Raw genomic sequence first — 11940 nt, forward strand, 5'->3', positions numbered from 1 at the left:
GCATGCTTGAGATTCCCACGCTTTACACCGAACGCTTGCGGCTGCGCCCGCAACGGCTCGATGACTTCGAGGTCTACGCCGCGTTCCTGGCATCGCCGCGCGCGGGCGGCATGGGCGGTCCGTTTGGTGAGGTCGCCGCGTGGGGGCAGTTCTGCCACGATCTGGCCAGCTGGCAGTTGTTCGGCCACGGTGCGCTGATGATCGAGCGTGGTGACAATGGTGCCTGCATCGGCCAGGTTGGTATCAACCACGGTCCGCTGTTCCCGGAAAAGGAACTGGGCTGGCTGCTGTACGACGGCCATGAGGGGCAAGGGTTCGCCACCGAGGCGGCCGGCGCGCTGCGCGACTGGGCCTTCGTGGTGGCGCAGCTGCCGACCCTGGTGAGCTACATGGCGCCGGACAATATGGCATCACAGGCCGTTGCGCAGCGGCTGGGCGGCGTGCTCGATGCGCAGGCCGTGCGCAGCGATGCTGGCGATCTGGTGTACCGCTACAGCGCGGGATAGCGTTGGCCGCTGGCCGGCATTACCTGGGCGCGGGGTGTCCCGCCCAGTCACCGATGCCGTCCAGTTCCGGTGCCAGTGCGTGCTCGGCCGCACGCCGCAGCAGTGCCGGTGCGACGTAGTGGCGATGCGTGCTGTCGATCAGCGCCATGTAGATGCGACCGAACGCATTGTGGGTCTGCACGCGCGAACCGAGACTGATCTCGACGCCACCATCCGCACGCAGCTGCACCCGCACGCTGCTGCGGAAACGCAGATGGCGGTCGTCGGCACCGAGCAGGACTTCCGCGCAGTGGTCATCTGCATCGACCCGCGAATCCAGCACTGGATAACGGCCAACAAACAACCGGCTGCGGTCATTGGACAGCAGCGACGATACCGGGCAGCCCAGCGGTGAGGTGCGCAGCCTCAGCGGCGCAACCAGGCGGTTGCGCAGCGCCATCAACCGGCCCACGCCGCTGGGGGGATTGCGCAGGAAGCCTTCCAGTACCTCGGCCAGCAGTGTCGACGCGGAACGCTGCCGCACCTGCGTACTGTCCAGCAGTAGCGTAGTCAGGTCCTGGTAGTGGCTGAGCGGTAGCGCGGTGGCCAGCAGGCCGTCGTTGTGTGGCGGCTGCGACTGGATGGGGTAGGCCGGCGTAGCGCGTTCGACGAACCCACGCAGCGGCTGCAATGTGATCCGCCGCAGCGGGCCGAACCATGCGCGGGTGCGCGCGCATAGCCGGGCACGCAGGCTGGGGGCCGCAGCTTGCAATGACAGCTGTACCAGCGGTGTGGCCGTCAGTGCGGCGGCCGTTGGCCAGCAGGCTTCCGGCAGTACGTCGGTCAGGCTGGGAATGTCGCCGGCATTGCGCTGTACCTGCGCACGGGTGTGCTCGCTCATCGCACCGGCCAGTTCATTGCTGTGGCACGACAGCGCGAACAGCGCCGGATGGTTGCGGTGGTTCGATGCGAACTGGTGCCAGGTGCCGCCGCCGAAGCGCACGGTGAACAGGCAGTCCGGCGGGATGCGGACGCGCCGCAGCGTGCGCGCGAAGACGCCGGGATCGCTCGCCAGCTCGGCGTCGGAAGCGCTGGCGAAGCGCAGCTCGGCACCAGCGCTGCCGGCGATGGCCGTGAACATGCGTGGACCGGCATGGCGATGGAACGGATGGCCACCGGCACCAACAGAGAAACTGTACAGCGAGGACGGATCACCCTGCTGCAGATGCATGCCGCCCAGCCGTGCGGAGGGCTCATCCAGCGCATCGATGAAGGCCGGATGGTGGCGCTGGCGCTGGCTGGCGTCGGTGATCAGTGCATCACCGGCACCGATGCCCAATTGCGCGATCAGCGTGACTTCGGTCGGGCTGGCTCCTTCCCGGGCGGGAAGCTTGACTGCTGGAAACGAACGGCGGTCGCGGGTCGATCCAGGCATGGTCGCGCTCCTTGGCAGGGATGCTCAGCGGGCAGGGGACTTGCGGCGGGCGCGGGCTTCGCGCTTGAGCGGGCCACCGACCGGACAGACTTCAGCGGCCCAGGAGAACAGCGTATTGGCCAGGCGGTCCGGCACCTGCCGGAAGTACACGAACTGGCCACGCTTCTCGCGTTCGATCAGCCCGGCTTCCTCAAGGATGCGCAGATGGCTGGACAGCGCGGGCTTGCTGAAATCGAAGCGCTCGGCCAGTTCACCCGCGCTGAGCTCGCCGGCGCTGAGATAGGCCAGGATCTGTCGGCGGGCGGTGGAGGCGAGGGCTTCGAAGATGCGGTCCATGGCGAGCTAATTAACTAATTCGTTAATTGATAGTCCTCCCGCTACGGCCGGCTGTCAAGCGTCGGCCAGTTGCACGGCCCGCATGCCCTTTGCCATCCTCCCTGTTGCTTTCCGCCCTTGGAGTTCCGATGCGCGCTGCGTTCTGGCTGGTCCTGGCCCTGCTGCCCACCCTGGCAGTGGCACAGCCCGCGCGCACGACCAAGGGCAACGCCCCCGCGCAGGACCCCTTCAGCGAACTGTTCGATACCGCCTGCATGCAGCACATCGGTGCCCCGGCGCGGCTGCAGTCGTTGATGGAATCCAATGGACTGTCGCCATTGCAGCCTGCCGAAGCGGCCACGCTGCTGCAGGGCCAGCCGGGCGTGGCCTGGATGGTACCGCTGGCCAGTGGCCGCTATGCGGTGAGCTGGGCCGACGATGGCACCTGTACGGTATATGCGGAGAAGGCCGATGCGGCGGTGGTGCAGAAGGGCTTCGCACGGCTGATGCTGGCCGCACCGAAGCCATTGCAGGCACGTTCGTTGCCTGGGCGCGGACCGCTGTCGGCCGACCAGGTCGCCATCCAGTACGGCTGGGCCGCACCTGGCCAGAGCAGGCTGCAGGTCCGTTTCCGCCTGGTCACGCGGCAGGCACCGGAGGCCGGCGTGCAGGCGATGGCATCTGCGACCCCGGGTGAGGCGATGCTGGAACAGGCCGCGCCCGGACGCTAGCGCCGGGCCAGGCGCGGGGCCACGCCCGCGATTCAGCTTTTGACCGGGGATGTGGTATATCGTTTATCGATAAATCCACCCCGGGGCGGCGAAGCCACCCCAACACCGGAGGCCGCTTGACCGCTCGTCCCGCCCGCGCCAGACCTGCGCGAGGCTTGTTCACCCTGGCCCAGGCCGCCGTACAGGCCGTCCGGGCAATGTGCTGGCTGGGCATCCTGGCCGCACTGCTGGCCGTGCCGCTGGTTGCCCACGATCGTCGCTGGCTGCTCGACAGCGTCCACGACGCCAATGCTGCCGCCGCGCATGGCAACGATCTGTTCCTGCATTTCTGCCTGGGCCTGGGCGCGATCGTCGCGCTGCTGGTGCTGTGCCTGGTGTTCCTGCGCCACCTGCTGCGGCTGCTGGCATCGGCGGCACGCGAGCGGCCGTTCACCCATGCCAATGCGCAGCGCCTGCAGCGCATGGCGTGGTTGATGCTGGCGATGGAACTGCTGTCGATCCTGATCGGCGCCTACGCCGCATGGATGGGCCCGGACTTCACCTGGATGGAAGTCGGTGGCGGCATGTCGATCACCGGCCTGGTCGCGGTGCTGATGCTGTTCGTGCTGGCGCGCGTGTTCGCGGTGGGTGCGGCGATGCGCGATGACCTGGATGGCCTGATCTGATGGGTATGTACTGATGGCGATCGTCATCACCCTGGACCGCATGCTGCAGGAGCGGGGCATGACCCTGTCCGAGCTGGCCGGGCGCATCGACATCACCCTGGCCAACCTGTCGATCCTGAAGACCGGCAAGGCACGCGCCATCCGCTTTTCCACGCTCGATGCGATATGCCGCGAACTGCAGTGCACACCTGGCGACCTGCTCGGGCATGACCCGGCGCAGGCGCAGGAGGCTGACTGAGTGTTTCCCCTTTTCCCTTACCTACTGACGAAACGGACCTGAAATGGAATGGTTGGCTGACCCCTCGATATGGATGGGCCTTGCAACCCTGGTCGTGCTTGAGATAGTTCTCGGCATCGACAACCTGGTGTTCATCGCGATCCTCGCCGACAAACTGCCGCCGCACCAGCGCGATCGCGCGCGGGTGATCGGCCTGGCCCTGGCCCTGCTGATGCGGCTGGTGCTGCTGGCCGCGCTGGCATGGATCATGAAACTGACCGAGCCGCTGCTCACGCTGTTCGACCACAGCTTCTCCGGGCGTGACCTGATCCTGCTGGGCGGTGGTCTGTTCCTGCTGTTCAAGGGCACGATGGAACTGCACGAACGGCTGGAAGGCCGCGAGCATCACGAAGATGGCAAGAAGGTCTATGCCAGCTTCGCGATGGTGGTGGCGCAGATCGTGGTGCTCGATGCGGTGTTCTCGCTGGACTCGGTGATCACCGCGGTCGGCATGGTCGACAACCTGGGCGTGATGTATGCCGCGGTGACCATCGCGATGGTGCTGATGCTGGTGGCCAGCAAGCCGCTGACCCGCTTCGTCAACAAGCATCCCACGGTGGTGGTGCTGTGCCTGGGCTTCCTGTTGATGATCGGTTTCAGCCTGGTGGCCGAAGGCCTGGGCTACAAGATTCCGAAGGGCTACCTGTACGCGGCCATTGCCTTCTCGATCCTGGTCGAAGCCTTCAACCAGTGGGTGCGTTTCAACCGTGAGCGCAACGAGCGCCGCCAGCCGTTCCGCCAGCGCACCGCCGACGCCGTGCTGCGCATGCTCGGCGCGCGTCCGGCCAATGGTCATCACGATGAAGATGCGAGCGAGCAGGTGGATGCCGAAGAGCGGTTGCAGCCGGCCGAGCACGAGATGATCCGCAGCGTGCTGGGCCTGGCCGATCGCCCGGTGTCGAGCGTGATGACCGTGCGTGCCGACGTGCAGTGGATCGACATGGCGCGTGGGCCGGAGGATGTGGTGGCACGCCTGGTGGCGTCGCCGCACACTCGCTTGCTGGTGGGCGATGGCGATCTGGACAGTCTGCGCGGCGTGGTACAGAGCCGCGACCTGCTGGCCGACCTGCTGCAGGGCAAGCCGCTGCAGCTGGAAGCCAACCTGCGCGAGCCGCAGTACGTGCTGTCCAGTGCCAGCGCATTGCAGGCGCTGGAACTGATCCGCCAGCACCCGGTGCCGCTGGCGGTGGCGGTGGACGAGTACGGCAGCGTGGAAGGCCTGGTGACCGCCAACGACCTGCTGGCGGCCATTGCCGGTGACCTGGTCGACACCCAGGACGAACGCTATGGCGTGGTCGCGCAGGGTGACGATTGCTGGGAGGCCGATGGCGCGCTGACCCTGGACGATCTGCAGCGGCTGACCGGTGTGTCGCTGCCGCGCAGTGACGACTACATGACCATCTCCGGGCTGGTGCTGGAACAGCTGGGTCGCCTGCCGGACGTTGGCGATGCGGTGGGTGTGGCCGGTGTACGCGTCACTGTGCTGGCGATGGAGAAGCGCCGCATCACGCGACTGCGGGTGGAGCGCCTCGACGGAATGGCTTGACCTACCTGTTGTTGTAGAGCCGAGCCCATGCACGGCTGCATGTTGAGAAGCCGAGCATGGGCCCGGCTCTACATTCAAAGCAGCGCCGCATGGCCCGGCTCTACACAACACTGCCGGCAACCGTCACCATGGCGGGCCCGTTTTCCTTCCCGGATGATTGCAGTGCTGAGTACGATCGGTTTGTTGATGGGCCTGTACGTGGCCTGGCGCCTGTTCTGGCCGCTGCGTATGCCCACCGGGCTGAAGGTGGTGCTGTCGCTGCTGCTGGTGGGCGTGGCCGTGCAGCTACGCATTGTTGCTACCTTCTGGGGCACGATGGCCTCGCCGGAAATTCCGAAGCTGTCCATCGCCACGTTGGCCACGGGTTCGACTGCCGTACTGCTGCTGGCGCTGGTCCTGCTGGTGCTGGACGCGGGCCTGCTGGTGTCGCGCATCCTGCGCAGGCCACGTGCTGTATCGGCGTTGCGCGCGCCGAAGCTGCGGCCGGTGGCGGGTGTGCTGGCGCTGCTGGTCAGCGGCTATGGCGTCAGCCAGGGCATGGCCGTACCCGAGCCCCGGCAGATCGAAGTGAGCATCGCCGGACTGCCGGCTTCGTTCGACGGCTATCGCGTGCTCCAGCTGACCGACATCCATGCCAGCCGCCTGTTGACCGGTGACTGGGTGCGCAAGGTCGTGGACGAGAGCAACGCACTGAAGCCGGACCTGATCGTGATCACCGGCGACCTGATCGATGGCAGCGTCCAGGCCCGCCGCGATGACGCGCGCCCGTTGGCTGACCTGCAGGCGCCCGACGGCGTCATCGCCATCACCGGCAACCACGAGTACTACGCGCAATACCAGGAGTGGATGCAGGCGTTCCGCGCGCTGCACATGCAAGTGCTGGAGAACAGCCACCTGCAGGTACGACGCGGTGATGCAGCGCTGACCATCGCCGGCGTCACCGACCCGGTGGCGGCCCGCTATGGCCTGCCTCTGCCGGACCTGGAGGCCGCGCTGGCGGGTGCCGATCCGGCGGCACCCGTGATCCTGCTTGATCATCGCCCGCGCAATGCACGCGAGGCGGCGGCGCGTGGCGTCAAGCTGCAATTGTCCGGACATACCCACGGCGGGCAGATCATCGGTATGGACCAGCTGGTGAAGCGTGCCAACGGTGGCTTTGTCTCCGGCCGCTACGACGTGGATGGGATGACCCTGTACGTGAGCAACGGTGCAGGCCTCTGGGCGGGTTTCCCGGCACGCATCGGCGTGCCATCGGAAATCACCCTGATCACCTTGCGCCGCGCACCGTGATGCAGACCGGGGTCGGATCCCTTTGCCGTTGGCAAAGGGATCCGACCCCGGTCTGACCCTGCACGCAGGTGCACCGCGCCATCACCCTGCGCATGACACCCTGCGGCGATGAATGAAATGACGGCGACGCGGCAGCGCTCGATGTGGGTGGCCGGCTTGTCCACGGTGGTGGAGTGGTACGACTTCACTCTGTACCTGTACTTCGCCACGGTGCTGTCGCGGGTGTTCTTCGGCGGCGGCAAGGAGGCGATGCTGGTGACCCTGGCCGGGTTCGCGGTGTCCTATCTGATGCGTCCACTGGGTGCGCTGTGCTTCGGCCACCTGGGTGACCGGCTGGGCCGGCGCTGGATGCTGCTGGCGTCGATGGCCTTGATGGCGGCGGCGATGCTGGCCACTGCGCTGCTGCCGACTGCGGCCACCGCAGGTGCCACGGCGGGAGTGCTGCTGCTGGTGCTGCGCTGCGTGATGGCGTTCTCGGTAGGAGGCGAATACACCGGCGTGGTGGCGTACCTGCTGGAAAGCGCGCCGGTGCGGCGACGCGGCCTGGTGACCTCGCTGGCTTCGGCGGCCAGTGAAGTGGGTGCGCTGCTGGCAGTGGCGATCTCCGCGCTTACGGTTGCGCTGCTGCCCAGCCCGCAGCTGGACAGCTGGGGCTGGCGTATTCCCTTCTTCGTCGGCGCGGCGTTGGCGGTTGTGATCCTGGTCGCGCGCTCGGGCATGCACGAGTCGCCGGAGTTCGAACGCCAGCGTCGCGAGGGCAGTATTCCGGCTACGCCGCTTCGCCACGTATTGCGTAACCATCCGCTGGCGGTGGCACGCACCTTCGCGATCTCGGCGCTGGGCTCGATCACCTACTACGTGGGCATCACCTATGTGCCGGCGTTCCTGCATGCACAGGGCCACGACGAGGGCGATGCGTTGTGGCTGTCGACGATTGCGGCAGTCGCGGTCATCGCGATCACGCCATTGTGTGGTGCCTTGTCCGATCGCGTAGGGCGACGGCCGATGCTGCTGGGCCTGACCCTGCTGGCAGCGCTGCTGCCGCTGTCCCTGTTCGCGTGGATGGCGCAGGCGACGGCGCTGGGCATCGCGCTGGCGGCGGTGCTGCTGGCCTGTGTAGCCGGTGGTGTGAGCGCGGTGGCGGCCCCGGCCACGGCCGAGCAGTTCCCCGGCGAAGGCCGGGTCAGTGGGCTGGCACTGGGGGTGACCATGGCCACCGCATTCTTCGGCGGGGCAACACCCTGGCTGGCGCAATGGTGGGTGGAGCGCAGCGGCTGGGCGGCCGCGCCGGGCGCGATGATCGCGCTGGTGGCGGTGCTGGTGTTGCCAGTGCTGTGGACCCTGCCCGAGACGGTCCCGGGCAGGGCCAAGCGCTAGGCGATCAGACCTTCAGGGTCTGCTCGATGTCGGCCAGTACGGCGGCCGCATCCACGCCGATGGCAATCGACTGCACTACATGGCCGTCCCACACGCTGGGACCAAAGCCCATGCCTTCCGGCTTGGGAATGGTCATCCCACGGGCAACGCCATCGGTGGCCACGCGCACGCTGGCACGTTCGAACTGGAACAGCTCCGGGCGGGTCAGCGCGATGCAGGCGCAGCAGTCATGCACGACCATGCCCTTGTGGCCGGCCTGCAGGTAGAAGTCGACGTAGTCCTGTGACAGCGCACGGACCAGCTCGGCGTCGGCACCGCCGAGGGCGGCCAGCTTGTCCAGGCCGTCGCGGTTCATTTCCACGCGGGTGGTCACGTCCAGGCCGATCGCGGTGACCGGCCAGCTGGCGGTGAACACCACGTCGGCGGCTTCGGCATCGCCCCAGATGTTGGCCTCGGCGGCCGGGGTGATGTTGCCGTTGACGTGGAAGGCGCCGCCCATGATCACCACGCCGCGCACCAGGCCGGCGATGTCCGGCGCCTGCTGCAGGGCAAGGGCCAGGTTGGTCATGCGGCCGACCGCGACCAGGGTCACTTCGCCCGGATGGGCGCGGACCAGGTCGATGATCAGCTGGTGGGCGGGGCGTGCGTCGGCAGCCACGTCCAGGTTGGCCGGCACCGGGTGGTTGCCCAGGCCGTTGTGGCCGTGGATGTGCACCGGCCAGGCTTCCGGAGTGGCTTCCGGCTGCAGCGGGCCTTCGGCGCCGCGCGCGACCGGCGCGGACAGGCCCCAGGCCTGCTTCAGGTACAGCGCGTTGTGGGTGGTCGACTCCACCGAGGCATTGCCGAAGGTGGTGGTGACGCCGATCAGGTCGATCTGGGCGTGCTTGTGCAGGTACAGCAGGGCCAGGGCGTCGTCGACGCCCGGGTCGGTATCGAAAATGACTTTCAGCATGTTGTTGTTCTTCTTCTTCCGTGTGGTGCAGGGGGCCGGCGGCCTTGCGGGCAGGCCGGCGCGCCCTACATTGTCCCATCTTCATGACAGGCAGGGCCATTGCCGGGGTGGCAGGCCATAATGCCCCCAGTCCAGGCACGGAGCCGCCGAATGCTGATCGTTGCCCTTCTGCTGGTCCTGCTGGTGCTGGGCCTGAACGTGGTGGCCACCGTGGTGATCGCGCAGCGTGACGGCCTGACGGCGGGCGGCCGGACGGTGCAGTTGCTGCTGGTCTGGCTGCTGCCGCTGGTCGGCGCGATCCTGTGCATCGCGGTGGCCACGGCCGATGGCTCGGGTAGCCGGGGGGATGGCGGCGGAAGCTACGACAGCACAGGCGGCTATTCCGGTGACAACCACAGCCATCACAGCCACAGCAGCTCCGACTGCAGCAGTGATGGTGGTGGGGGTGACGGTGGCAGCTGCAGCGATTGAAGCTCTCTGTAGAGTCGAGTCATGCTCGACTGCACTTCGCTCTCAACGCCGCGATGCCCGATCGAAAAGCAGTCGGGCATGGCTCGACTCTACAAAACAGCGGTTGGCCGCGGTCGGTAGCGCCGGGCCATGCCCGGCGAACAATGGCAGGCTCAGCCGCCGCCTGCGGTCGGCAACGGTGCGGGAACGTTCAACAGGCCCCCTGCCGCCACGTAGGCGGCCAGTGCCTGGCCCTGGCTCAGCAGATGGCGTTCCATGGTGCGCTCGGCAGCCTGTGCGTCGCGGCGGCGGAAGCACTCCATCAACTCACGGTGTTCGGCCAGTGACTGCGCGGTGCGCCCGGGGGTCAGCAGCTGACGGCCGCGATGCATCTTCAGGATGCGGTGCAGATCGTGGGTGATGCGGATCAGCCACGGGTTACCGGCGTAATGCTGCACGGTTTCGTGGATCAGGTAGTTGTTGCGGTAGTACTCGGCGATGTTGCCCTCGGCTGCTGCGGTTTCCATCGCCGCATGCAGGTCTTCCAGCTGCTGCACGCCGGCGTCGTCGATGTGCTTGACCGCCTCATGCGCGCAGCGGCCTTCCAGCATCGCCATCACCGGGAACAGCTGGTTGAGGTCTTCCAACGTCAAACGGGTGACCCGGCTGCCACGACCGGCATCGATCTGCACCAGGCCTTCGGCTGCCAGCAGCTTCAGCGCCTCGCGTAGCGGTGTGCGGCTGATGCCCAGTTCTTCGCACAGCGCGGGCTCGTCGATCCACTCACCGGGCGGCAGTCGGTAGTCGTAGATGCGTTCGCGCACGTGTTCGGCCACCTCTTCATACAGAGGCGCGCGCTTCTTCGGTGAACGTGGGGCAGGGGCAATAGCCATGCGCAGAGTGTAACGCCAGGTCGTACCGACCAGCGGTCGGCACGACCGGATGGCGGTTACATCCAGCCCGGTACCACGAACACCAGCCAGGCCAGCAACGGCCCCAGCGCCACCACCAGGCCGCTGTAGACCAGGAAGCGGCGGAACAGGGTCTCGCGTTCTTCCTTTGCGGCGGAGGCCACCACCAGTGCGCCATTGGTGGAGAACGGGCTGACATCGACGATGGTGGACGATACCGCCAGCGCGCAGATCACGCCGGCGGCGCTGAGGTGACCCTGCATCAGGAACGGCACGGCCAGTGGAATCGTCGCGCCCAGCACCGCTGCCGACGAGGCGAATGCGGAGACGATGCCGCCGACGTAGCAGACCAGCAGTGCGCCCAGCAGCGGGATGCCGATGTCGGAGACACCATTCCCGATGAAGTCCACAGCGCCAGCATGTTCCAGCACGCCGATGTAGGTCACCACGCCACAGATCAGCAGTACGGTGGACCAGCTGATGCCATCGACCGCGCCTTTCTGGCTCTGCGGCGAAAGCAGTGCCAGCACCACCGCCACAGTGATCGACACCAGACCTACGTTGAGGTTGTAGATCAGCGCGGCCACGCCCAGGCCGAGCAGGCCGATCAGGGTGAACAACCGTTCGCGGGTCAGGCTCACCGCATCCAGTGCCGCCGGATCATTGCTGAGCGTGCCGCCGCCTGCTGCGACCAGCGCGCCGTGGCCTTCGATCGCGAACTGGCGCGACGACGCCTGCGGGCCACCGGCCATCGCCAGCTCCGCGTTGCCGACTGTTCCCGCCGCGGTGATCGAACCACGACGCAGCAGGGCGATGCCACCGAAGGCGAAGAAGCAGATCGTCGCCATCATGAAGTTGAAGCCCAGGCTGGTCAGGAACACCGCCATCTCGGTCACCTCCAGCCCGGCCTTCTGCACCACGCCGTTGGTGATGCTGCCATACACGCTGATCGGCGAGAAGCCGCCCGCCTGTGCGCCGTGGATGACCAGCAGGCCCATCATCAGCGGGTTGATGTTGTACTGCTTTGCGAAGCGCAGCGCGACCGGGCCGATGATCGCCACCGCTGCCGGGCCCAGCGCACCGAAGGCGGTCAGCACCGCAGTGATCACGAACATCACCCACGGAATGGCCACGATATGGCCGCGCACGGCTTTCACTGCCCAGTGCACCAGCAGGTCGATGGTGCCGTTCTTCTGCGCGATGGCGAACAGGTAGGTGATGCCGACCAGGGTCAGGAACAGATCGCCGGGGAAGCCGGCCAGGACTTCCTTGCCCCCCATGTCGACCCACAGCCCGCCGATGATGAAGGCCAGCGCGAAGGCGACGGCGCCCATGTTGATCGGCATCGCAGTGGCAACGATGAACATGATCACCAGACCGATGATCGTTGCGATTTGTGGACTCATGCGCCCTCCCAGACACGTGACTCACGTACAGCGCGGATGGAGACCCGCCATCCCGGGGTAAGGCGACGTACTGCGTGTTGCGTGATACGTATTGCTCGAA

General features: G+C 66.9%; 13 protein-coding genes. 8 read left to right on the plus strand and 5 right to left on the minus strand.

What is annotated here, in order from left to right:
- Positions 1-2 precede the first annotated feature (2 nt).
- Positions 3-506 carry a GNAT family N-acetyltransferase gene (locus ACZK2G_RS05885; RefSeq protein WP_046985722.1) on the plus strand — a complete coding sequence of 168 codons (504 nt, stop codon included), beginning with the start codon at positions 3-5 and terminating at the stop codon, positions 504-506.
- A gap of 19 nt (positions 507-525) precedes the next feature.
- Here ACZK2G_RS05885 and ACZK2G_RS05890 read toward each other — a convergent pair whose 3' ends face one another.
- Both ACZK2G_RS05890 and ACZK2G_RS05895 read right to left on the minus strand, forming a co-directional pair.
- Entirely contained in the window at positions 526-1920 is a 1395-nt protein-coding gene (locus tag ACZK2G_RS05890; RefSeq protein WP_046985723.1) for a DUF2867 domain-containing protein, read from the minus strand.
- A 24-nt stretch (positions 1921-1944) separates the two neighbouring features.
- A complete protein-coding gene (locus tag ACZK2G_RS05895) occupies positions 1945-2256 on the minus strand; it encodes a metalloregulator ArsR/SmtB family transcription factor (RefSeq protein ID WP_004147836.1) in 312 nt (103 codons plus the stop codon).
- Positions 2257-2384: 128 nt separating this feature from the next.
- Between ACZK2G_RS05895 and ACZK2G_RS05900 the strand changes: the two genes are divergently transcribed.
- The 6 genes from ACZK2G_RS05900 (at position 2385) to ACZK2G_RS05925 (ending at position 8121) form a co-directional block, all read left to right on the plus strand.
- Entirely contained in the window at positions 2385-2966 is a 582-nt protein-coding gene (locus ACZK2G_RS05900) for an NMCC_0638 family (lipo)protein (RefSeq protein ID WP_253078442.1), read from the plus strand.
- 197 nt (positions 2967-3163) lie between these two features.
- The gene (locus ACZK2G_RS05905) at positions 3164-3631 is read left to right on the plus strand and encodes a DUF2975 domain-containing protein (RefSeq protein ID WP_032969209.1); all 468 of its coding nucleotides are present in this window, start codon (positions 3164-3166) and stop codon (positions 3629-3631) included.
- Between the two features lie 13 nt (positions 3632-3644).
- Positions 3645-3869, plus strand: coding sequence for a helix-turn-helix domain-containing protein (locus ACZK2G_RS05910; protein WP_032127628.1), 225 nt, complete (start codon positions 3645-3647; stop codon positions 3867-3869).
- A gap of 43 nt (positions 3870-3912) precedes the next feature.
- Positions 3913-5454: a TerC family protein gene (locus ACZK2G_RS05915; protein ID WP_136638421.1), complete on the plus strand. Its 1542-nt coding sequence runs from the start codon at positions 3913-3915 to the stop codon at positions 5452-5454.
- Positions 5455-5607: 153 nt separating this feature from the next.
- On the plus strand, positions 5608-6744 hold the full coding sequence (locus ACZK2G_RS05920) for a metallophosphoesterase (protein WP_478474914.1): 1137 nt from the start codon (positions 5608-5610) through the stop codon (positions 6742-6744).
- Between the two features lie 117 nt (positions 6745-6861).
- Entirely contained in the window at positions 6862-8121 is a 1260-nt protein-coding gene (locus ACZK2G_RS05925) for an MFS transporter (protein WP_136638438.1), read from the plus strand.
- Between the two features lie 4 nt (positions 8122-8125).
- Here ACZK2G_RS05925 and ACZK2G_RS05930 read toward each other — a convergent pair whose 3' ends face one another.
- The gene (locus ACZK2G_RS05930; RefSeq protein ID WP_046985727.1) at positions 8126-9073 is read right to left on the minus strand and encodes a nucleoside hydrolase; all 948 of its coding nucleotides are present in this window, start codon (positions 9071-9073) and stop codon (positions 8126-8128) included.
- Between the two features lie 150 nt (positions 9074-9223).
- On the opposite strand from ACZK2G_RS05930, the gene ACZK2G_RS05935 reads away from it, so the two are divergent.
- The gene (locus tag ACZK2G_RS05935; protein ID WP_136638423.1) at positions 9224-9544 is read left to right on the plus strand and encodes a hypothetical protein; all 321 of its coding nucleotides are present in this window, start codon (positions 9224-9226) and stop codon (positions 9542-9544) included.
- A 152-nt stretch (positions 9545-9696) separates the two neighbouring features.
- On the opposite strand, the gene ACZK2G_RS05940 is transcribed toward ACZK2G_RS05935, so the two are convergent.
- Positions 9697-10416, minus strand: coding sequence for a GntR family transcriptional regulator (locus ACZK2G_RS05940; protein WP_046985729.1), 720 nt, complete (start codon positions 10414-10416; stop codon positions 9697-9699).
- A gap of 56 nt (positions 10417-10472) precedes the next feature.
- A complete protein-coding gene (locus ACZK2G_RS05945; RefSeq protein ID WP_046985730.1) occupies positions 10473-11840 on the minus strand; it encodes an SLC13 family permease in 1368 nt (455 codons plus the stop codon).
- Positions 11841-11940 lie beyond the last annotated feature (100 nt).

Source organism: Stenotrophomonas sp. 107298_Sma (assembly GCF_056480345.1).